Below are 24437 nucleotides of genomic sequence, written 5' to 3' on the forward strand. Positions count from 1 at the left end.
AATGTTAAAATTTATAAGCTATACACGCACTTTTTAAAAACCAAATTTAAGTTGGGCACTTACACTTTTTTGTTCGGGTTTTTCTTTTTTTTCGGTATTTAAATTGGATAAGGAAATACCTAACAATCGTACAGAGTTATTAAGTTTTTCTTGGTAAAGTAATTCTTTTGCTGTTTCGCGAATAACGCTTTTATCACTAATAAAATAAAGTAGAGTTTTACTTCTAGTTTGTAGTGTAAAATCGCTATACTTAATTTTTAAGGTAATGGTTTTTCCAGAAATCTTAGTTTTAGCTAACCTTTGTGCCACCTCGGTAGCAATATGTTCTAATTTTTCAAGCATGAAGACCTCACTCGATAAATTTTCGCTAAACGTACGCTCTGCAGCTAAACTTTTTCTTGTTCTATTTGGTTTTACTTCACTATTATGAATACCACGAACCACATTAAAATAATAAGCTCCAGACTTTCCAAAATGTGTTTCTAAAAATTCAAGGGACTTTTGCTTTAAATCGAATCCTGTGAATATGCCTTTTTGGTACATTTTTTCGGCTGTAACCTTACCAATGCCATAAAATTTCCTAATATCTAACACTTCTAGAAATTCAATAACTTCCTCCGGATTTACTGTTTTTTGTCCGTTAGGCTTATTATAATCGCTAGCAACTTTAGCAATAAATTTATTTATTGAAATACCTGCAGAAGCCGTTAGTCCAACTTCATTAAAAATACGCTCGCGAATTTCTTTTGCGATTAATGAGGCACTTGGGTTTCCTTTTTTATTTTGAGTTACATCTAAATAAGCTTCATCTAACGAAAGTGGTTCAACCAAATTGGTATAATCGAAAAAAATTCGTCTAATTTTATTCGAAATTTCAGAATAACGCTCGTAATTTGGTTTTACAAAAATTAATTCCGGACATAATTTTACAGCTAACGTCCCAGACATGGCGCTTTTTACACCAAATTTTCTGGCCTCGTAACTTGCAGCACTAATAACACCGCGCTTACTACTTCCGCCAACTGCAATGGGTTTTCCTTTTAATTCTTCATTATCCATTTGCTCGACCGACGCATAAAACGCATCCATATCGACGTGAATAATTTTTCTTATTGGGAATTTAACAGACATCATGTAAATTTATAAATTCCTATGCAGGCAAGAATCTTAAATTAAATTAAAATTATGCCCTTTTTATTATATTTTTGATCTGATGATAATATGGAATAAGCACCAACTTTCTTCGTTTTTTTTATGATAGAAATAGAACGCAAATTTTTAGTAAAATCGGATGCTTTTAAACATGAAGCACACAAACAAACACGTATTGTTCAAGGCTATTTAAATTCTAATAAAAATCGCGCCGTTCGTGTAAGATTAAAAGGTGACACCGGGTTTTTAACAATAAAAGGCACCTCATCGGCAAACGGATTGTCTCGCTTTGAATGGGAAAAAGAAATTAGCAAACATGAGGCTGAAGCATTGCTAAATCTGTGTGAACCAGGAATTATAGATAAAATTCGTTATGAAGTAAAGGTTAAAACCCATACTTTTGAAATAGACGAGTTTTTTGGTGAAAATGAAGGTTTAACAATTGCTGAAGTAGAATTGACTTCGGAAGATGAATCTTTTGAAAAACCACTTTGGTTGGCAAATGAAGTCACCGGAGATCCTAAATATTATAACTCACAAATCAGTAAAAATCCTTTTAAAAACTGGTAATTATGAAACAAGTAATAGCAATTTTAGTAGTGCTTCTATTTTTTATGTCTTGTAAAAATGATGCTAAAAACGAATCTTCAACTATAACTTTAAACGAAAATACCTCTACAAATACAGATTCTATTGAAAAAACAGCAAGTGAAGTTATTGAAAAACCCGTAAAAATATCGGTTGCAGAACTAAAAACCGATCTTACTAATAAAGGTTTTAAAATTTTCGATTATGTAGATGAAGAAACTAAAGACACCGTAATTATGCAGCAATATTTTATTGCGTTTTTAAAAAAAGGTCCTATTCGCGGGCAAAATGAAGAAGAAGCCGCCGATTTACAAAAAGAACACTTAGCGCATTTAAAAAAAATGTACGATTTAGGTTATGCTGATATTTCTGGACCTTTTGGCGACGATGGTACTATTCGTGGTATTACAATTTACAACGTACCAACCTTAAAAATGGCCGATAGTTTGGCAAAATCCGATCCTATGGTAAAAGCAGGCCGTTTAGAAATAGAAATTCACCCTTGGTGGGCCGCTAAAGGTTTTCCTTTAAGGTAATAACTATTTAAAAAATTCATATTCGCGCTCTACTTTACAAATTCTTACCTTATACCACTCGTACCAATTTGTTTTCCCTAATTTTTGAGCTAAAATATGATTAGTTTGTTGTTTCCAAGCAGAAATATCATCAAGGGTTTTCCAGTAACTTACCGTTATTCCAATATCATTTCTGGCGCTTTCAACACCCAAAAAACCCGGTTGTTGCATTGCTAAATCTTCCATTGTTTTGGCCATAGTTGCATACTCATTATCTCCGTTGGTTCGGGTTGAAGTGAAAATTACGGCATAATAAGGTTCAAAATTTTTCATAGCTTCATAATAAAACCATATAAAAATAAAAAAAACAGCCTTAAAATAAGGCTGTTTTTAAAGCTATTCTTTAAATAATTAATTATTGTTTTATAAGTTTTTTAGAACCTATAAACTCAGCATTATTTTTAAACCTAACAAAGTAAATTCCACTATTTAAGGTATCGAAATTAGATATCGTTATTAATTGACCTTTAGCCGTTGTTGTTTTAATTACACGTCCTTGCATATCAACAAGATGTAAACTAATGGCTTCGTAATTTATATTATTTGGGAGCTTAATGTACAAAACATCCTTTACAGGGTTAGGGTACATTTCTAAATTAGCCAAGACAAGATTGTTAGCCGACAAAGTAGAAGATGTAATGTTTATGGTATAATCTTCGAACTCGCCACCGTTATTACTATCAAAATCTAAATGGCAAGGGTCTGTTCCTGTCCAATACGTTCTTGATGCAATTCTTAAACGGGTATTACCGGCAGCTGCTGTAATTGGAATAGTAAAACTACCTTGGGCAACGGCTCCATGAGCAAATAAATCGTCGCCATTAGTTGTGCCCCATACTCTTTCATCTGTATCCTCGAAATCTCCATCTTGGTTATAATCAATCCAAACAGAATGCCCCGTAGTTTTATTCCATGGGTGCGAATTATGTAACGTTATAGAAATACTAAAGGTTTCGGTCGATTTGTAATCGGAAGCAGCTACTCCCGTATGATTAGAATAGCCATTAACATCATTTGTTTCGTTAGATGAATTATTTAAAAGCGTATCACCGCTAGCATCGGTAGTAATGGTTACATTACTAATGTAAAAATCGTCTGGATAAAAATCGACAATCGGCGTACAATAAGTAACCGCTGTTGTTGTAAAAGTATCAACTGTTGAAAAAGCCGATTGCGAACCACCACAATCGCTTTGTATTTGGTACTCGTAAGTTGTAGAAAGTGTTAACCCAGTTAAAGTTATGGTGTTTGTAGCTACCGTTTCTGTTAACCATGTTGAACTGCCTTGTGCTCTATATTGCAAGTTAAAAGACACGTTTTCTAAAGCATCCCAACTAATTTCGGCGGTTGTTGAGCCAGGACTTGCAACCACATTCGAAGGCGATTCTAATGGGTTAATAATAACATTTTGGCTTGCATTTACAATTGTACCATTATCATTAAACGACCAATTCACAACGTGCGATCCAGAATTATAGGTTGTTGGATCGGTAGTGGTACCTGTAATATCTTCACACTCGCTAGCATTATTTGTTACTACAGGCGCCGTTAACGTAATTGGGCAATAGCTTACCACATCTTCTAGGGTTGGTGCTTCTAAAGGCTCTGTTACTTGCGGCCCAACATATTCTATTTTTATAATTACGCCTGGATTAGCAATGCTTACACCACTATCGGACGAAGGGCCAGAGGTTCCACCAGCGTTATCAGTTACTGCAAAAATAGTTAAACCATCTGGTGAAATAGCTATATCTCGATATCTGTCGTTTGAGGAATGAAACTCTTCGTAAGCATCATTTACAATATCATCGCCAGTGGCATTTAGTTGAGCACGATAAATAGTGCCTTTTTTTAAAGTTGGTATTAACAACGAAGTACCCCAACATGGAATACTACCAGCTTCATGAATATCGATTCCAGAAGGCGCTACCGTTGGCCATGTAAACCATCCTCCAGGAGGATCTACAGAAGTTGTGCTACCATAAGTACCAATAGGCGGCTCAAAATTACTTGGCACATCTCCAGCAGTTGGATACGATTCGTACTCTGTAGCAGTTTCAGCTCCAGAAGGACAGTTATGATCGCTAAAGGAACCCGAATTACAAGATCCTCCTAAAGAAGACCAATTGCAATAAGTATAAGCTAAATTATCGTAATAACCCGCTATTTCTGGCCATCCATAATTTTTACCAGACTTAATTATATTTATTTCATCATCTACCTTTGCACCGTGTTCCGACGCATAAAGTGTGCCGTCTGTAGCAAAAATAATACCTTGTGCATTGCGGTGCCCATAAGTATAAACATGACTTTTTACACTGTTTAAAGTTGGATTATCGGAAGGAATGCTTCCATCTAAGTTAATACGAAGTGTTTTACCCGGATAATTATCATAATCGGTTGAAGAAGTTGGTAAAACCTGCGATAAAACAGGGTTACAGGCATAATCGAATTGATTAGCACCTTGATCACCAATAGTGTAATAAATTTTTAAATCTGGACCAATAATTAAACGTCCGGAATTATGGTCTTCGCTACCTGGTAAACCTTCTAAAATTGTTCCGTTAGCGTCTAAAGAAGTATCTTCTGTTAAAGTGCCGTTAGTATTATTGTAAAGTAATCTCGCAATTCTTAATTTTAATTGGCCGCCATCGTTATACGTATAAGATACAAATACATAATTGTTTGTTGTTGTATTAATATCGGCATATAAATCTGGATGAATAGCCATTCCCATTAAACCACCTTGTTTGGCATAAGCGACTTTTGATGATAAGTCGATTAACGTTGTTGGTGTATTTGTTGCTGTAGCAATGTCTACACGTACTATTTTCTCTCCAACTCTTTCGGTTACCCAGAGTTTATCGTCTGGACCATAAGTAATTTCCCAAGGATAATCTAAAGCGTTATCTATAGTAATTTTGTTCGTTTCCCAGTCTGATCCAGAAGTTACAGCACTAGATAAAGGCGTCATAGGTGTTTGCGCAGAAAGCAGTCCAAAACCTAAAAAACAAGCCATTAAGTAGTTTTTTAGCATAGAAATTGATTGTGTTTAATTAGGTTTAGTTAGAAATTATAATCTTTTTAGTTATTTCTGAATTAGTCGTAGCAACTGAAGCTATATAAAGCCCCGTTGCAGATTTTAACGGAATTTCAATACTCGAATCGTAGGAATTAATAGATTTATTAAACACAACCTGCCCTAACGTGTTATATAATTTTAAAGATTTGATTTCCTGATTATTAAAATTATTAATTGTTAAAATATTATTTTGACTATTAAAATACAAATTAATATTAGATTCTGTCAATTCAGCATCTTCGGTAGATAACACCGTTTCATTATTAAAAACAATTTCAAATCGGTTGTTTAATTCCTCCTGCTCTATGCTTGCAGAAAAATTAGCTTCAATTAAATTGAAATAAGTATTTGTTGTGTTATCTTTTATATAAACTACCATATTTTCTGGAGCAAACTCTAAAGATTCTATTGTTACATTAAATGTAGTACTTGTCTTCGATTTTACACCCAAAGGAAGTTTTGTAGTATTTGAATTTATAGTATCGATACCTTGAATAATATGTTTTTCATCTTCAATCATCCAATACGCATCAAAATTATTATTTTCAATTAAAGCACCATCGTAACCCCAATCTTTTTGTATGGTTGCATTTTCGTCCACGGTTACTAACAACTGTCGTGTATAACCTGTTTCAGAACTAATGTTTAATCTAATTTTAGTACGGGAATCTTCAATGAAAGTATTTGCATTCTTATTAGAGTTAGATTTTAAAAAGGTTGAATTAAGACTAGATTCGGTAACAAAAACACGTTGATCGTTATTAAAAGTTGTATTTCCATTAGACAACGCTTTTATAAAAAAACCTTGCCCAACAGGAACATATTGTTCTGGGGTTTTTGTAGAAGCACCAGATTGCGCAACATCGGTATGCGACACCGCAGGAACACCTCCAGATAAGTTTAATTGCCCATAACCGCCTTGATATTCTCTTAAAACATGTGTTCCACCACCAAAGTGTTCCCAGAAATACAAAGTTCCGTCGGTATGCGTATTATCTAATATAAATGCATAACCATCTATTGCCGACGGATACGGATTTCCTACTAAATAATCGTTTCCGGCATCGGTACTCAAAGTAATATCACCGTTGTTTGGTGTACCCTTAAAAACATAATTATTTTCGGCTGTTGCAGCACCAGTTCCGTAACCTTTCATTGAATACCCTTCGCCTACTTTTAATTCGCCAGTACTTTTTATTTGCTTCCATGCATAGTAATTATTTGAAGTTTGATTAGCAAATTTCCACATCCAATATTCGGATATTTCTTTTGGGCTTGAAGCTTCATTACCATTATAACCAGCAACAAAATTAAAGTTTTGAGGGTTGGCAGCATCTGTTCCGTCTAAAAGCACGCTAGAAATCGTGTAACTTTCGTCGCCATCGATATCGGAATTTGGATTGGTTGTATGCACAGGAGACGACCAATAATTATACGTATATAAATTTACTGTACCTTGCTGGTCTCTTTCTAAAATTCCTGTTCCTATTAAATTACTATTTTGTGTTTGTACTAATTGCGATTCGCCCTGCAAATCCAATGTTCCTTCTAAATTTAAATACCAAGTATTTTGTAACTCTACATCATTATTTATTTCAAGCGTTACTCCAGAATCTACAATTAAACCTAAAGTTCCATGTCTTGCAGAAGTTGTTACATTATGTTTTACATGAACAATAGACCAATCCATGTTATTTGCTTCGTCGGTAATATCCCAAACATCGCCATGCAACCAGGTTGCTACGCTACTCCAATCGCCATCGGCCACTGTTTCGTAAGGTAGCGGTGCCGTTTGGTAGTAAATGTTTTTAATATTGTATAATCTAGCGCCTGTGCCAACATCGATAGTTGCAGTGGTTTTATTATCGGTAATATCGGCTTTAAAAGTATCCATTTTATAATACTTTATAAGCCATGTATTAAGCGTTGTTGCGATATTGTAAGGAATTATCAAACCACTGTCAAAACTATTTGTATCATCTAATTCTTGATACACCATTTTTTGAATTTCGTCTGTAGATAAAGCCGCATTAAAAACTCTAACCTCATCAATTTCGCCCTGAAAATAATTTGAGTCTGTATTGGGCATTCTACCAATTGTAAAATTAGAGGTATCGGCAGGTAAGCTTCCTGAAACGCTAGGGTTATTAATTAATTCTCCATTAACATACTGGTTTAAGGTGCCGTTTACACCATCGTAACTAGCAGCTACATGCACCCATACACCTTCTGTAAGGTTAGTTGTAGTGGTTGTTACGCCATTAACAAACGCTGTAAATGCATTTCCATTTTCTAATCGTAAAATAAAACTGTCTTGCCCTGCGATAATACGCTGGCCGATTGAACCTGGTTCTATTTTTATCCACGCCATTAAAGTTGCACTTGGCCAAGCATTAATAATATTATCGTCTTCGACATAATCGTTTCTACCATCGAAAAATAGGGTAAAGCTATCGTTTAAATCTCGTGGTGAACCAAAAACCGTATTATCGGTATCGAAAGCATCTAAAATACCATCGCCATCGGTGTCTGTAGTGCCATCAATTATGCCATCGTTATCAGCATCAAGGTGTGCATAAATTTCTGTAGTATCGATATCACTTCCATTAGAAAAATTGTTGGGACTATCGGCACTATCTACATCTAAATAATTTGGTAAACCATCGCCATCGTCGTCAAGCGGTGTTGGGTAGGCATTTGCGGTTCCATGATCGGAATCGTCGGCATCATCATCGTTATTATCGGCAAGGTTTAAAATTCCATCGCCATCATAGATGTCATTATCAATTGGGTCTCCGTTTACATCTAAAACTTGTTTGTCTGAACCATCACCATTACCATCGCCGTCAACATCAACATCGCCTCTGTTGTCGTACTCAACTGTGTCGAAAATACCATCGTTATCTGAATCTAAATCTAAATAATTTACAACACCATCACCATCGGTATCATAAACAGGGTCTGATAAATCGATAGGCGTTCCTAACGACCCAGAAAAACCAGAATCTCCAGGATTTAACCCGTTTATATCTTGGTGATCGTAAATATCTATAAGTCCATTGTTATTAGCATCAACCCATGCATAAGCGCCAGAGTCGTTATTTACTGTGCCGTCTTTATCATCGTCGGTTAAGAATAGCTCGACAACGTTTGGAATACCATCGTCATCATTATCTAAATCTATAGAATCTTCAACACCATCGCCATCTAAATCACAAAGCGTTTGATAAACAAAAATATCATCGATTGCTAAGTCGTTACCTAATCCTCCGGGCGCTTCATTAGATAAACGAACAGTAAAGCTAGTATAAGTGGTGCTAAAAGTTGCACTTACTTCTACCCAATCTCCATTAACATAATCTGTAGTTGGTTGAATATCTCCAGAAGATTCTGAAGCAATAACAGCACCCGATGGGTCTAAAATTTCGATTAATACAGAAGGTCTTTCTCGAGAACCAATACCAGGAGCGTCCGCTCTATCCAGGTTTATTGCAGAAAATCCATAAGTAATATCTACTCCAGCACTAACACCCGAAATAGTAGTTTGGTAAAATACACCTGGATCTTCTTCGGCATTAAACATAGCCATTCTTCCGTGAGTATCTCCAGGAGTATGGTCTAGACCTGGATACCAATACACATCTGCCCAACTTGCAACTTCGCCATTTGGGGTATTATTTGTACCATCACCATTTGCAGCTTTGTAATATACTACATATTCACCATCATTTAAGTTTGGAGAACTGTTACAAGAGCCAAAACCATCTTCGTAACAATAGGTTACTCCATCGGTTGTTTTACGATCGGTCCCAGCATCAAAATCTTCATTTAAATAGGTCGTTCTGGTTGTTAACGCTGAAGCATTTAAAAGACATGAATTTTGTTCGTATTCGTCTGTTAAACCATCGTTATCATCATCTATATCAACATTATCAGGAATGCCGTCTCCATCGGTATCTCCAAACGTTTGATCGCCATAACCTTCTACAACGAAATTATATGGATCTTCGTCTGAATCATTGTTATCAATTGAAATAGTTGCCGATACTGGGGTGTTGGGATCTGCAACCGAAGGATTGAAAGCCACGGTAAATGTTGTTGACTGGCCACTAGCCAAAGTGGCAACTGCTGGTTGAGCACTTATTGTAAAATCTGCACTACCAGTAACAACTACTACTGGTGTACCATCTAGAATTAAATCTGTATTACCGTTATTTGTAATTGTAAAAGTACGTTCTAACGGAATTGGCTCAAAAATATCGTGTGTCCCAAAATTTGTTAAGTTCGTTGCACTTGTTGTGGTTGCGTTATCTAAAACCTCGGCACCATTTCCAGAAATATCCATTTCGGCAGGACTCGATGGGTCTATTGCAATATTTACTAAATAATCTTCAAATTCTTCATAATGTCCATCGGTATTACCACAAGGATTGTTTGAATACCAATAACGTCTAGATCCAACACGCATTACTGTATTACCTGTAATGGCCGAACTAAGTACTGTAAAATTTAAATTTCCAGTACCTTCACCACCCGTATCTGCTACCAGCTCGCCTGTGTCTTCGAAATCACCATCCTGATTATAATCTATAAAAATAGCCCACCCCATATTACCACCAGCAACGGTAATTGATCCGGTATAGGTGTTGTTTTTATAAACTTCTAAAGCTGGAAGTGTTGCTGTAAAATCGGCGTAACCTCCATTGTCTCCAGAGTTATTATTAATATTTGTAGCGTTTTCGCCAGTTATGGCAAAAGTATCGATATAATGTGTGCCATTAGTTGTTGATGTAGGTGCACAATAGTCTCTATTTACTGAAATATTTACTGTGGCAGTAGCACAATCTTCTGGAGTACCAGCATCACAAATTTGATATGTAAAACTATCGGCACCAAGATAGCCAGCAGCAGGAATATATTCAAAAACACCATCTGTGATTTCTGTAACAGTTCCACCATTAGTAGTAGTTCCGCCCGATGTTAAAGCAAAATTATCGCCATCGCCACCGTCTGTACCTAAGTTATCGTTTGTACTAACATCTATTTGATTAGCTGTTCCAGAAGTACTATCAACTAAAACGCTTAATTCGTCGTCGCTTGCAAACGGTGTATCTGCGCCTAAAACATTAATTAGGTAATCTTCATATTCTGATGAAGGTTGATAACCAGTATTAGTATTTCCACAAGAATCGTACGTATCGTTCTGCAAATAAACAGCAACTCGAATTACCATGTTTCCAACATTAGATCCATTTGGTATGGTAATATTACTACTAAAAGGAGAAGCACCTTGACCTGTAGCTCTATATAGTGTTTCGCCAGCATCGGTAAAATCGCCATCACCATTTAAATCGGCATACACACTCCATTGTGCTTGACTAGTAGGCCAACCGTCTGTAGAACTAGCTGTAATGGTTATTGGATAAGCAGTATCTACACTTAAAATAGCGGCTGGTGTAGCTCTGTAATCGGCATATCCGCCATCGTCACCTGAAGTATTATTAATATCGGCTGCACCATTACCATCTAAAAACACATTCGAAATGTAAAGATTGTTATTATTTGTATCAGAGTTACTGTCTGGCGTACAATAAGTAATTCCTTGCACGGTTACATTTACCGTTGCGGTTGCACAATCGTTATTTGAATCACAAAGGTTATAGGTAAAACTATCTGCACCTTCGTAACCTGGATTTGGAACATATTCGAAAACACCATCTGTTATTTCTGAAACCGTACCATTTGTAGGCGTTGTATTAATAGCATAATCATCGCCATCGGTACCATGAGAGGTTCCAATATTATCGTTTGTTGATACATCTACTTGGTTGTCAGTACCTGCTGTACTATCGGCTAAAACAGTTAAATTATCGTCGTTAGCCACTGGGTCTGGAACTGATAGAGCAGAGATATTTAAGGTATAATCTTCTACATCGCCTCTGTAGGTGTTTGTGAAATCGCAACCATCGGCTGAAATCACTGCTCCATTTCCATTACAGCTTGAACAATATGAACCTTGTATTCTTAATTTAGATGTACCCGACACTGCCGTAGGGTCTACATCAAAACTCCCAGAAATGGTATGGGTTAAGTCCCCATAATTTTCCACATAAGCACCTGAATCAAACACTTGAGTATAATTACCATCGTTATTATAGTCTATCCAAATTCTAACTTTTACATCACCCCATTGATTTCCTCCTTTATCGTTTATAATTGAGAAATTATAAGTACTACCCGCAGTAACATTTACAGATTGAGCTGTGTAATCAGTATATCTGGTGTTAGAATTTGTATTATTTATTTGGCTTATACCATCGCCGGTTATGGTTACGTTAGAAATGTGATGTCCATCCCAATTTACTAAATCGTTACTTCCTAAAGCATTAATATTATAACTACACTGCCCATAAGCATAAACAGCACTTATACAAACTAATAGCAAGCTCAAAAAGCTTCTAGAAATAAATATTGTTTTTAGAAAATTAGTATTTTTTAACCTTGAACATAAAGAAAACACAAGGCACATACGAAGCACATTACAAGTAAGATTTTTCATGATTGTATAGTTTGGGGCTATATTCAAGGCAAATTTATATAACACTTATTTTCAACAACAAAATACAAGCCGAAACGTCTTTTTGTGTCGACAAGATGTATCGACAAACAGTTTTATAAGAACCTAAACACCAAAAACCTGTCTTTTTTACATGATTTTCAGATGGAAAACACTCATTGTTAAACATATAAATCTGAAATTTACAACCATATTCACAGCCTTTCATCTATCAATAAGAGCTCATTATGACTATATTTAATTTTTAAGAGCTTTTCTCAAATTATAAGTTCCTACCAAAAAACTTAAGATTTTGAATTTAGCAAGGTCAAAATAAAATGCGCCACTAAACCTGACTAACAATAACAAACATATCGGCCTTACTATTGGATTCTTAGATTTTTGAAGTGCTTTTGTTTTAAATGACTCCATATTCTGCAATAAAACTAAAAGTTCAAGCTTATTAAGCTTTAATAAAAACGACTTAAAATTGTTATATTAGTAAAGAAATCCTATTAAATTAAAAATTTATAAATATGAACGCTGTAATAAACCATTTTGGAATTGAGGATGCTCTTAATAAATTAGGAATTAAAGCTGTGAACGAAGGCTCTTCAACTGGAGTACATCATTTTTCTATTGGCAACGATACAGACATCAATTTAATAGAAAGCTATTCTCCTGTTAATGGCAAACTTATTGGGAAAGTTAAAAGCAGCACTAAAGCCGATTACAACAAAATTATAACCTCTGCCACTTCTGCTTTTAAAGTATGGCGCGATGTGCCTTCACCTCAACGCGGTGAAATAGTAAGACAGTTTGGAAATAAACTACGCGAACTAAAGGAACCTTTAGGCAAATTAGTATCGTACGAAATGGGCAAATCCCTTCAAGAAGGTTACGGCGAGGTGCAAGAAATGATAGATATTTGTGATTTTGCGGTAGGCTTGTCTAGGCAGTTAAACGGACAAGTAATTCCGTCGGAACGTCCAGGACACATTATGCGCGAACAATGGCATCCACTTGGCATTGTTGGTATTATTTCGGCTTTTAACTTCCCTGTAGCCGTTTGGAGTTGGAATACAGCATTAGCTTGGATTTGTGGCGATGTTTGCATTTGGAAACCCTCGGAAAAAGCACCGTTATGCGGCGTTGCTTGTCAAAATATTATAGCAGAAATTTTAAAAGAAAATAATTTACCCGAAGGTATTTCGTGTTTAATAAACGGCGATTATAAAGTGGGCGAATACCTAACTACAGATGCTCGAATTCCTTTAGTTTCGGCAACAGGTTCAACCAGAATGGGACGCATTGTTGGCAAAACTGTGGCCGAACGTTTTGGAAAATCGTTACTTGAATTGGGCGGAAATAACGCCATAATTATTACACCTTCGGCAGATTTAAAAGTTGTGGTTCCTGGTGCTGTTTTTGGTGCTGTTGGTACTTGTGGTCAACGCTGTACAAGTACGCGTCGTTTAATAATTCACGAATCGGTTTACAATACTGTAAAAGACGCTATTGTTGGCGCCTACAAGCAAATAAAAATTGGAAATCCTTTAGATGAAACCAATCATGTTGGGCCTTTAATTGACACTGATGCTGTTAACACCTATGTAAAAGCCATAGAAAAAGCAAAAGCTGAAGGTGGACGCGTTTTGGTTGAAGGTGGTGTACTTGAAGGCGAAGGTTACGAAAGCGGATGTTATGTAAAACCTGCCATTATTGAAACCGAAAACCATTTTGAAATTGTACAACATGAAACCTTTGCTCCTATTTTATACCTTATAAAATATTCGGGTGAGCTAGAAAACGCCATTGCTTTGCAAAACGGTGTCGCCCAAGGGCTATCGTCGGCAATAATGACAAATGACATGAAAGAAGCCGAAAAATTTCTCTCGTACGCAGGCAGCGATTGCGGTATTGCTAATGTTAATATTGGCACTTCGGGCGCCGAAATTGGTGGTGCTTTTGGAGGCGAAAAAGAAACAGGTGGCGGTCGCGAATCAGGCAGCGATGCATGGAAAGTGTATATGCGCAGACAAACCAATACCATAAATTATTCCAACGAATTACCCTTAGCACAAGGCATTAAATTTAATTTATAAAACGATTTTTATCTTTAGCAGAATAAAAGTCTTTATTTTAAATGGATTGAAAGATTAATATACCCCAAACAAATACTTCGCAAACGTATGACGTTTTTTTGGGCAAATACATGGTTTGTTTGTTCTTTGCAAGAATTAATATTTTCAAGCGTTTTCAAATAACCTATAAAACCTAATTCGTTAATTGCGCTTTCAACACCTAAAAAACAGGCTTGTTTTTGTGCTAAATCATCCATAATTTCTATCATTATCATCTCGTGTTAAGATAAAAATAACAGCGTAGTCTGGTTTAAAATTTTCAGTAAAATTGATTTTAAACTTTATATTTTAAATTATTCTGGTTAGTAATTAAGTGTTTTACTAAATAAAGTGACTTTTTAAAGTTGAATGTTTCTAAACTATGTTAAAAAATGTTAATTTTTTTAATATATTGAATGCGAATTATTTAAAACACAACTACATGAGTAAAAAAACAACTTACCTTTTGGGTATTTTGCTCACAATTATTATTGGTACTTTATTGTATTGCTATTTATGCGATAGTTGCTATTGCTGTCCAGAAGAAACAGCACCTGCTAAAGTTACAACCAATACAGAAGCAAACCCCAAAGTTATTACCGTAACCCGAAATGCATTTGCTATTACAGACCAAAACGGAGCTTTTAAACTTAATGTTAACGATAATTTTAATTTTAAAACATCGTCTTTTTCAATTTTAGATTCTGTGTCGCCAAAGGTAATTTCTCGCGTTTCTAAACTGGAAGATTTTTTATTAAAAAATCCTTTAAAAACAGTAAACATTACTGGCTTTTACAAAAGCAATGAAACTAACAACTCCGCTTTTCCTAATTTAGGATTAGCTCGTGCTAACAGCGTTAAAAATTACTTTGTTACACATGGTATTCCATCAAAACAATTGGATACATACGGTAAGTTAAACGATGCTATTGTACCAGACGAGGCTAATACTTTATTTGGCCCTGTATCATTTAATATGTTAACACATAGTCCAGATGAGGTTGATGAAAAGTTGCTAGCGTCTTGCGATTCTATTAGAAAAAATCCTATTGTGCTTTATTTTAAAACAGGGCAAGCTCAAATAAATTTAACACCTGAACAACGTCAAAAAATAGCAGATATTTCACATTGCGTTGATAAACTGGGAGTTAAAATATTAGTTGTTGGGCATACCGATAATACAGGAAATGCACAAACTAATTTAACTCTAGGCCAAGGGCGCGCAGATTTTGCAAAGTCTTATTTGGTTAACAATGGTATTTTAAACGATAATATTGAAACTTCTTCCAAAGGACAAACAGATCCTATAGCAAATAATAATACAGAAGAAGGTCGAGCAAAAAATAGAAGAACAGTAATTACAATTAACTAAAAAATTAAAATATAAAATTATGAATTGGTGTATATTAATCCCATTATTAGTAGGCCTTATTTGTGCTCTTTTAGGTTATTTATTAGGTAGATTAACTGGAGGAAGCAACAGTAATGTAGCTGATATAGAAAAGCTTGAAGCTGACTTAAAAGCGTGTAAGGCATCAAAAATGAGTTTAGAATCAGACTTAAGCTTATCTAAGAGTTCTGTTTTAAATTTAGAAGAAAACTTAAAAACAGTAAAAGCGGAAAACCTAAGTTTAGCAGCATCTTTAACAGCGCCTGCCGTAGCTCTTATTCCTTTTAATGCAGATGCAGCAAAGGCTGTTTTTGGTAAAAAAATAAAACAAGACGATTTAACTGTGGTAGAAGGTATTGGCCCCAAAATTCAAGGTTTATTTCATAACCATGATATTAAAACATGGAAAGCTTTATCAGAATGTAGTGTAGAAAAATGTCAAGAAGTTTTAACCAGTGGAGGCGATCGTTTTAAAATGCATAAACCAGGAACATGGCCAAAACAAGCACAATTAGCTTACGAAGGAAAGTGGCAAGAATTGTTAGATTGGCAGGATCAATTAGATGGTGGAAAATAATTGCTAGTAAAACTTTATTTTAAAAATGGTTATTATTTATAGTAACCATTTTTTTATTCGCCTGAATAATGATATGGTTATTTTTGACTTGAGAAATTTATTACTACTATATTCTGAAGCTCTTAAAACAAAACTTAGTTAAACCAATATTTAAGCATAAAAAAAACCTTGACTCTGTTTCAAAAAGCGATTTGGAGCACAAGGTTTATTTGATTAATAGCAAGACAAAAATGCAACTTTTTTTTAATTATAAAAATATTTTCAAGTTTAAATAAAGGTTAAGTTGTAAGTATTTTGGTATTATTAAAAATAGCCCCTTCATTTTAAGGCATTCAAAATGTTTTAACTTCAATATGAATATTTTATAATCTTGCAACCTGGTGCTTTTAAAAGAAAACCCTCACTTAAAAACGCATTTCAAGCAAGGATTTTTTTAAGAATTGATTAATAGCAATGTTTAAACATTTTAACTACCACTGTTTTTGCGTGGTACTTAGTCCTTGGTATAAAACAATACGAGCATCATCAAATATTTCAGAGAGCAATGTTAATGATTCTGAAGAATGAAAACCGTAACTAATGGATGTTGGAACTCTTTTAAAACCCATTTGGTCAGAATTATAGAATCCTAAATAGCCTTCGGCAGTTGTATTATTTCCTTTTATTACATAAAATTGATCACCTGTTGTAGTGGTAGGTAAATTATTGCCTAGTTGAGTATATGGCCCAAGTAAATGGGTAGTTGAAATTAGTACTTTGTTGGTGCTACTGTTTGTTATGGCATGAAATTTAAATGCAATTATATAGCTGGAAGCCGGAATAGTATGTCCGTTATTATTTGCAATGGTAAATTCTGTTGAACTCCTTTCAACATCTAAATCATAATCATACTCTTTGTCGCTTGTAGCCACTTTTGTTATTTCATTTAAATTTGTAGCTAAAGCATTGTATTCTGTTTCGGTAACGGCAATCCATTCGCCAGCCGAAGCTGCCACATAACTGGCTTTCGAGGAACTTAAAAAGGATTCAATATCATCTAAATCGTTTAAATTAATGGTAACCGAAGCTGTTTCGGTGTTTGATACATCTATAATGGTAACTTCGGCCGAAATAATTGGGTTCGTTTCAAAATCGAAAAGGCTAGCATCTGCAACACTTAATGCTCCAGTACTTGGGTTTACGCTTAAAGCGCCGCTTGGTATTTGGCTCGTTATGCTAAAACTTAAAGTGCCCGATCCAACAGCTTGAATTGTTCCTACAGCGTCACCGTTCGTTGGGTTTTCGTCAAAATTGGCAATAAAATTTTGCACATTAATACCTGCTTTATCCTCGTCTTTACTACAGGCAAATACTACAATTAATAATAATGTTGCCCATAAAAACTTTAGTCTGCGCGTTGCTTTCATAACTTTTATAATTTTATTTTTAGTGTTACAAAGCAATGCAATAATTGTACGCTTGTAAAGAGTTAAAGCACGCATTTTACCAAGGGTTTTACTCGTTAAAAAAAGGTGTTTTCCCTATTTAGCTATACTTAACTTTTCTTAAAATTCTAACCGATTCTTTGTAGTAATTGTAAACTTCGTTACTATGTTTTTTTAAGTAAGGTTTTGCTTCATGAAGTTTGTTAACGGCTTCATGAAATAGGTTTAAATAACAAATAAGGTATGCCGAAGGTAAGTTTTTTAAATCGGCTTCTTCTCGAGGCGTTAGCGACAAGCCTTTTTTTAATTTTTCTAGTAAAGCATTGTTATTGTTATAAATATGAAAGAGAATTTTTTTATCGAATTGTGGGGGCTGGAATAGTAAAGTAGTTTCAATATTATAACTTGCATTGTCTTGAAAGTTAATTATAGTTTCTTCTAATTGATAATATTTATAAGAATCCTGAAGCCCTAAGCGCACATACTCTATTATCTTAAAACTGTTTTCATCATAAAAAATGGAAACCTCATCTAGAGCCGAAAAAAATAGTTTTACTTGTTCGTTAATTAATTCTATATCAACTCTAGAGAAAAACACCTCATCGTTTACAACTTTTTTTTGTCCGGCCCAACACACAACAAAATACTCTTTAAAAACTTTGTACTGTGGAGTGTAATCTGTACGGGCGTTCATGAACTCCATAACACCATCAAGAGTATGCTCTATATTGTTTTGCGAATTTTTTTCAATAGCGGCAACTAGTTCAGAATTCACATCTTTTATTTCAATATCAAAAACTTTGGGCATGCTCATGCTGCCGTCTCTAAAAAACACAGAGCCACCATAATATTTCCAAATGTTTTTTCTGAGGGAGGTAATGGTTCCTGTTGGGCGAATGGTAACTAAACCTACTACTTTGTCGTGTGGTAAATGCGGAAACGGTATGTTTTCGTATTGCACAATTGGCGGGTGACTTAAATAGGCGTTTATTAAATTTTGAATTTTACTATCATCAAAAAAATCTACTCCAATAATGGCATTATTTTCATCTTTAACACCAATAACAATATAAGAGTTGTTTTTAGGGTTGCTGTTTGATAGGGCACAAATGTGTTTTAAAAATTTGGCTTTACCTTCTTTTTCGCTAATGTCTATTTTTAGCTTTTTATCGTAAAAGCTATTTTCGTCGTTGTGAGCAAGCAAATGTTTAATAAGAAGGCGTTTATTAATCATTTAAAACTCCTTTTTAACGGTTACGCTGTTGGCTTGTGCTGTTGGAAAAACTAAAAGATCTGCAATATTTACGTGGTTGGGTCTGGAAATTACAAAGTATAATATTTCGGCAATATCTTTAGCTTGCAAGGCTTTAAAACCTTTGTAAACATGATTGGCTTGGTCGCTACCTTTAAAACGTACTTTAGAGAATTCGGTTTCTACAAGCCCCGGGTTTACAGCACTAACTTTTATGTTATGCGGGTTTAAATCAATACGCATACCTTCGGTAATTGCTAAAACCGCATGTTTACTGGCGCAATACACATTGCCTTTAGGGTAAACCTCTTTTCCTGCCGATGAGCCGATATTAATTATGTGTCCCGATTTTCGTTCGGTCATTTGCGGGATTATGGCTTTGCTTACATACAACAAACCTTTAACGTTTATATCCATCATAGCATCCCAATCATCAGTATTCCCTTCGTTAATAGGGTCTAGGCCGTGGGCGTTACCAGCATTGTTTATTAAAATATCAATTTGTTTAAATCTATCTGGTAAATTATTAATAGCATTGAGTGTAGCTTCTTTGTCTCGTACATCAAAATTTAAAATATGTACATATGTTAGTTTAGATAATGCTTTTTGCATGGTGTTTAAGCGTTCTAAACGTCGGCCACAAATAATTATATTTAAACCTTGTTTTGCAAATTCGTAAGCGGTTGCCTCTCCAATACCACTAGTTGCACCAGTAATTAGGGCCGTTTTTTTCATTTTAATATTTGTTTAATCCTTTATAAAAATACTTAAAACAACTCGGATGTAAAAAGTTTGTTTACTTGTAATTGTTTTATCACAAGAAATAAAAGTCGCTTATTTAAGATTTACTTATCATAATTATTCGTTAAACCTTTACACAAGCGGTTTTAGCTATGTTTTTTAACCATTCTTTAACAGCTACCAAAGAAAAATTTTAACAATTTGCAATGCTCAAATTAGGGCATTATATTCGTGCTTTTAATAAAATTAAAAAATAATGGAAGAAACAGGTACTATTGATATTAAGACCATTAACGAGAAAATTGAAAAGGAAAGTGCTTTTGTAGACTTACTTATGTTAGAAATGAACAAAGTAATTGTTGGGCAAAAATACATGGTAGAACGATTACTTATTGGTTTGTTAGGGCGTGGCCACATTTTACTTGAAGGTGTGCCGGGTTTAGCAAAAACCCTATCTATTAACACCTTGTCGCAAGCCGTAGATGGTACATTTAGTCGTATACAGTTTACGCCCGATTTATTACCTGCCGATGTTACAGGAACCCTTATTTATAATATGAAGGATAATGATTTTTCTATTAAAAAAGGACCCATTTTTGCAAACTTTGTACTTGCCGATGAGATTAACCGTGCACCAGCAAAAGTACAAGCTGCATTACTTGAAGCGATGCAGGAAAAGCAAGTAACTATTGGTGATGAAACCTTCCCGTTAGATAAGCCGTTTTTAGTAATGGCAACACAAAACCCTGTAGAGCAAGAAGGAACTTATCCTTTGCCAGAAGCACAGGTAGACCGTTTTATGCTTAAAACTGTTATCGATTATCCAAAACTTGACGAAGAGCAGCTAATTATGCGTGCTAACTTAAAAGGGGCTTGGGAAAAAGTACAATCTGTAATTTCAACAGATACCATTTTAAGAGCTCAACAGGCTGTTCGTGAGGTTTATATGGACGAGAAAATTGAAAAATACATTCTAGATATCATCTTTGCAACGCGTTATCCAGAAAAATATAGACTTGCCGATTTAAAACCATTAATTTCATTTGGTGCATCGCCTCGTGGTAGTATAAACTTAGCTACTGCTGCAAAATGTTACGCGTTTATTAAACGTAGAGGTTATGTAATTCCAGAAGATGTTCGTGCGGTTGTTTACGATGTGTTACGTCACAGAATAGGTATCACTTACGAAGCCGAAGCCGAAAATGTAACTTCTGTAGACATTATAAACAAAATAGTAAACGAGATTGAAGTTCCATGAAAATAGTTTACAGTGTTCAGTAGCAGTTTGCAGTTGCTTACGATAATTCTGAATACTGTATAAATAGTTTGTGATAACTGAATACTGCGACTGAAAACTGTTTACTGAATAGATGGATACTAAAGAATTACTAAAAAAAGTACGAAAAATTGAGATTAAGACACGCCGTTTGTCTGATCATATTTTTGGAGGCGAATATCACTCGACTTTCAAAGGTCGTGGTATGACTTTTTCTGAAGTTCGCCAGTATCAATTTGGAGACGATGTACGAAATATAGATTGGAATGTTACCGCACGTTATAACGAGCCTTACATAAAGGTTTTTGAAGAAGAACGCGAACTAACCATGATGCTAATGGTAGATGTTTCAGGTTCCGAAATGTTTGGTACAAACCAGCAATTTAAAAACGAAGTAGTTACCGAAATTGCAGCAACTTTAGCCTTTTCGGCAACACAAAACAACGATAAAATAGGCCTGATTTTATTTTCAGATCAAGTAGAATTGTTTATTCCGCCTAAAAAAGGACGCTCGCATGTATTGCGTATTATACGAGAGCTTATAGAGTTTCAACCAGAAAGTAAACAAACCAATGTTGCTGAAGCATTACGTTTTTTATCAAGTGTAATGAAAAAGAAAGCCATTGTGTTTGTATTGTCCGATTTTATTGCAGACGATTACCATCACACCATGAAAATTGTAGCTGGAAAACACGACGTTACTGGCATTCGAGTTTACGATGCTCGCGAAGAAGACATACCAAATTTAGGTGTTGTACAAATGCAAGACGAAGAAACGGGCGAGCTTATGTTGGTAAACACATCATCGAAAAAAGTAAGACAGAATTACGCGAAATTTTATAGAGAAAAAGTCGACTATTACAAAGATAGTTTCAATAAATCGGGTGCGGGAAGTATGGATTGCCGTGTAGATGAAAGCTATGTAAAAAAGTTACTAGGCTATTTTAAACGAAGAGGATAAACGAATGATGAATTACGAATTACTAATGATGAATATTAAATCAAAACAATCTAAAACACTTGTGTTTTCTTTGTTCTTTTTTCTATTCTCTTTTTTCTTGAATGCTCAAGTAAAATCGTCAATCGATTCTACTTCAATCAAAATAGGAGAACAAATCACCTTTAAAGTTGAGGTAGAAACCGACACTACAAATTTGGTGGTTTTCCCAGAAGGGCAATTATTTTCACCATTAGAAGTTATTGAATCTTACCCAATTGATACTTTAAAAAAGACCGATAAGTATAGCTTGGTAAAAAAATACGGGTTAACGCAATTCGATTCGGGTAAATACACCATACCAAAGCAAAAAATAATTATTGCAGATAAAACCTTTTTTACCGATTCGTTACAAGTTGAGGTTTTTAATGTTGCGGTAGATACAACAAAACAAGGCTTATACGATATAAAACCAATTATTGAAGTTGAAAAAAGCAGCAGCGATTGGTGGAAAACAGCACTCATCGTATTGTTAATTATAGCTGTTATTGCAGCACTTTTATATTGGTTTATTTGGCGTAAAAAACCATTAACTGAAGCTGAGCAAATTGCATTATTACCGCCTTACGATCGTGCTAAATTAGCACTTAAAAAGCTAGACGAAAGCCACTATTTAGAGCACGAAAATTTAAAAGATTATTATTCCGATTTAACCTTTATTATTCGTAAATATTTAGATGAAAAAGTTTACGATCGCGCTCTAGAAAGCACAACAGACGAATTGATAGATAGACTTAAAATACTTAAACAAGGCAATCAAGTTGATTTAAGTAACGACGACATTAAAAACTTAGAAAGCATTTTAAAACGTGCCGATTTAGTAAAATTTGCAAAATCTGCACCAGATGTTGAGTTAGCAAAGCTAGACAGAAATACGATTGATGTAGAAATAGATCATGTAAAAGAAGCTTTACCAGAACCAACCGAAGAAGAAAAGCTTTTAGACCAACAATACCGTGAAGAACAAGAGCGTAAAAAGAAACGCCGAAAAATCTGGTTAACGGCAGGTATAGCCTTGTTTTTATTAGCGGCAACCTATGTTGGGTTTTCATTAAAATACGGTTTTGGTTATGTAAAAGACACCATTTTGGGTCACGACAGCAAAGAGTTACTGGAAGGCGATTGGGTAAATAGTGAATATGGTTTTCCTGCAGTTACTATTTCCACACCAAAAGTTTTAAAACGCGTTGAGCTTCCTGTTCCAGACGAGTTAAAAGCTAACATGCAAATGACCTCGTTTATGTACGGCACTTTACTTGATGAGTTTAGTGTGTTAGTAAATACAACGGTTTTAAATCAAGCGCCAGAAGGTGGCATTGATGTAGAACAAAGTATAGAAGGTAGTTTTAAAGCATTAGAAGCCCAAGGTGCTAAAGATATTGTAACTTTAAAAGAAAAGTTTACTACGCCAAACGGGGCAGAAGGCATAAAAACTCACGGAACTTTAAAAGCAGACCGCTTAAAAACAGGAAATTATGAAGACTTAAAATACGTTATGTTATTTTTTGCTTCAGAAAACGTCGTGCAACAAATTGCTATAACGTATCCTGTTGATGATGTTTATGCAGACCAAACAGTTGAGCGCATTTTAAATTCTATAGAACTTAAAAAAGGACAAGAGTAATGTTAGAAGGTATTGAGTTTGTAAATAAAGAATTTTTCTGGTTGCTATTAGCATTACCGTTAGCTATTGTTTGGTATATTTTTAAAAACAAAAAGCAAACGGCCGAACTTAAAATATCGAGTTTAAAAGGCTTTAAAGTTACAAACTCGTTATTGCCAAAATTTAAGCACGTATTATTTGCTTTGCGTTTATTAGCACTAGCATTTTTAATTACAGCATTGGCACGACCACAAACGGTTGATGTGTCTTCTAAAACCAAAACAACTCGAGGTATAGATATTGTAATGGCAATAGATGTTTCGGCAAGTATGCTTGCCAAAGATTTAAAACCAAACCGTTTAGAAGCGCTTAAAAAAGTAGCTTCAGAATTTATTCAAGGCAGACCAAACGACCGTATTGGCTTGGTAGAATACGCTGGCGAAAGCTACACAAAAACACCAATTACAAGCGATAAAAGTATTGTATTGCGTTCGTTGCGAAGCATAAAATATAATAACATTATTGAAGGAGGAACCGCCATTGGTATGGGATTAGCAACATCGGTTAACCGATTAAAAGATAGTAAAGCTTCTAGTAAAGTTATTATTTTATTAACCGATGGTGTAAACAATTCTGGGTTTATCGATCCTAAAATTGCAAGTGAACTAGCCTTAGAATACGGTATAAAAGTATACACTATTGGCTTAGGAACTAACGGAATGGCATTGTCGCCTGTTGCTATCGACCCAAGAACGGGTAATTTTCAATACGGAAGAATTCAAGTTGAAATTGATGAAGCCTTGTTAAAAGAAATTGCCGAAGTTACAAGTGGAAAATATTTTAGAGCAACTAATAATAAGAAGCTTGAAGAAATTTACGACGAAATTAATAAGCTTGAAAAAACCGAAATAGAAGAATTTAAGTTTTACAATTACGAAGAAAAGTTTCGTCCGCTAGTATTAATCGCAGGATTATTGTTGTTGATTGAATTGTTATTGCGAAACACTGTTTTTAAAAGCTTTGTTTAACCGTTTTGTTTTTCCACGAAAGCGAAAATACTAAACATAAAACTTTTCAACTTTAAACCTGAAACTTTAAACT

At 34.8% G+C, this 24437-nt stretch carries 17 protein-coding genes; 9 read left to right on the plus strand and 8 right to left on the minus strand.

What is annotated here, in order from left to right:
- Positions 1-33: 33 nt before the first annotated feature.
- On the minus strand, positions 34-1131 hold the full coding sequence (gene dinB, locus LG651_RS02745; RefSeq protein WP_226695003.1) for a DNA polymerase IV: 1098 nt from the start codon (positions 1129-1131) through the stop codon (positions 34-36).
- A gap of 123 nt (positions 1132-1254) precedes the next feature.
- On the opposite strand from dinB, the gene LG651_RS02750 reads away from it, so the two are divergent.
- Positions 1255-1722, plus strand: a complete 468-nt coding sequence (locus tag LG651_RS02750; protein WP_226694625.1) for a CYTH domain-containing protein — start codon at positions 1255-1257, stop codon at positions 1720-1722.
- Positions 1723-1724: 2 nt separating this feature from the next.
- A complete protein-coding gene (locus LG651_RS02755; protein WP_226694626.1) occupies positions 1725-2276 on the plus strand; it encodes a YciI family protein in 552 nt (183 codons plus the stop codon).
- A 3-nt stretch (positions 2277-2279) separates the two neighbouring features.
- Here LG651_RS02755 and LG651_RS02760 read toward each other — a convergent pair whose 3' ends face one another.
- The 3 genes from LG651_RS02760 to LG651_RS02770 all read right to left on the minus strand — a co-directional run bounded on the left by LG651_RS02760 (position 2280) and on the right by LG651_RS02770 (position 11842).
- Complete coding sequence (locus tag LG651_RS02760; RefSeq protein ID WP_226694627.1) at positions 2280-2588, minus strand: antibiotic biosynthesis monooxygenase family protein; 309 nt, start codon at positions 2586-2588, stop codon at positions 2280-2282.
- A gap of 82 nt (positions 2589-2670) precedes the next feature.
- Positions 2671-5352, minus strand: a complete 2682-nt coding sequence (locus LG651_RS02765) for a PQQ-dependent sugar dehydrogenase (protein WP_226694628.1) — start codon at positions 5350-5352, stop codon at positions 2671-2673.
- Positions 5353-5377: 25 nt separating this feature from the next.
- The gene (locus tag LG651_RS02770) at positions 5378-11842 is read right to left on the minus strand and encodes a GEVED domain-containing protein (protein WP_226694629.1); all 6465 of its coding nucleotides are present in this window, start codon (positions 11840-11842) and stop codon (positions 5378-5380) included.
- A 647-nt stretch (positions 11843-12489) separates the two neighbouring features.
- Between LG651_RS02770 and amaB the strand changes: the two genes are divergently transcribed.
- Positions 12490-14058 carry an L-piperidine-6-carboxylate dehydrogenase gene (gene amaB, locus LG651_RS02775; protein ID WP_226694630.1) on the plus strand — a complete coding sequence of 523 codons (1569 nt, stop codon included), beginning with the start codon at positions 12490-12492 and terminating at the stop codon, positions 14056-14058.
- Between the two features lie 32 nt (positions 14059-14090).
- Here amaB and LG651_RS02780 read toward each other — a convergent pair whose 3' ends face one another.
- Entirely contained in the window at positions 14091-14306 is a 216-nt protein-coding gene (locus tag LG651_RS02780; RefSeq protein ID WP_226694631.1) for a hypothetical protein, read from the minus strand.
- A gap of 212 nt (positions 14307-14518) precedes the next feature.
- On the opposite strand from LG651_RS02780, the gene LG651_RS02785 reads away from it, so the two are divergent.
- Positions 14519-15448, plus strand: coding sequence for an OmpA family protein (locus LG651_RS02785; RefSeq protein ID WP_226694632.1), 930 nt, complete (start codon positions 14519-14521; stop codon positions 15446-15448).
- Between the two features lie 19 nt (positions 15449-15467).
- Positions 15468-16043 carry a hypothetical protein gene (locus LG651_RS02790; RefSeq protein WP_226694633.1) on the plus strand — a complete coding sequence of 192 codons (576 nt, stop codon included), beginning with the start codon at positions 15468-15470 and terminating at the stop codon, positions 16041-16043.
- A 470-nt stretch (positions 16044-16513) separates the two neighbouring features.
- Here the strand turns inward: LG651_RS02790 and LG651_RS02795 are convergent, their stop codons facing one another.
- The 3 genes from LG651_RS02795 to LG651_RS02805 all read right to left on the minus strand — a co-directional run bounded on the left by LG651_RS02795 (position 16514) and on the right by LG651_RS02805 (position 19454).
- The gene (locus LG651_RS02795; protein WP_226694634.1) at positions 16514-17449 is read right to left on the minus strand and encodes a cadherin repeat domain-containing protein; all 936 of its coding nucleotides are present in this window, start codon (positions 17447-17449) and stop codon (positions 16514-16516) included.
- Positions 17450-17567: 118 nt separating this feature from the next.
- Entirely contained in the window at positions 17568-18701 is a 1134-nt protein-coding gene (locus LG651_RS02800) for an ATP-binding protein (protein WP_226694635.1), read from the minus strand.
- Positions 18702-19454: an SDR family NAD(P)-dependent oxidoreductase gene (locus LG651_RS02805; protein ID WP_226694636.1), complete on the minus strand. Its 753-nt coding sequence runs from the start codon at positions 19452-19454 to the stop codon at positions 18702-18704.
- Between the two features lie 262 nt (positions 19455-19716).
- Here LG651_RS02805 and LG651_RS02810 point away from each other — a divergent pair, with 262 nt between their 5' ends.
- The 4 genes from LG651_RS02810 (at position 19717) to LG651_RS02825 (ending at position 24364) form a co-directional block, all read left to right on the plus strand.
- Positions 19717-20718: an AAA family ATPase gene (locus LG651_RS02810; protein WP_226694637.1), complete on the plus strand. Its 1002-nt coding sequence runs from the start codon at positions 19717-19719 to the stop codon at positions 20716-20718.
- 112 nt (positions 20719-20830) lie between these two features.
- Positions 20831-21697, plus strand: coding sequence for a DUF58 domain-containing protein (locus tag LG651_RS02815; RefSeq protein WP_226541628.1), 867 nt, complete (start codon positions 20831-20833; stop codon positions 21695-21697).
- 7 nt (positions 21698-21704) lie between these two features.
- Positions 21705-23357, plus strand: coding sequence for a BatD family protein (locus tag LG651_RS02820; RefSeq protein WP_394371653.1), 1653 nt, complete (start codon positions 21705-21707; stop codon positions 23355-23357).
- Positions 23357-24364, plus strand: coding sequence for a vWA domain-containing protein (locus LG651_RS02825; RefSeq protein ID WP_226541624.1), 1008 nt, complete (start codon positions 23357-23359; stop codon positions 24362-24364). The genes LG651_RS02820 and LG651_RS02825 overlap by 1 nt, the downstream gene beginning before the upstream one ends.
- Positions 24365-24437 lie beyond the last annotated feature (73 nt).

The organism is Neotamlana sargassicola (assembly GCF_020523965.1).
GTDB lineage: Bacteria > Bacteroidota > Bacteroidia > Flavobacteriales > Flavobacteriaceae > Neotamlana > Neotamlana sargassicola.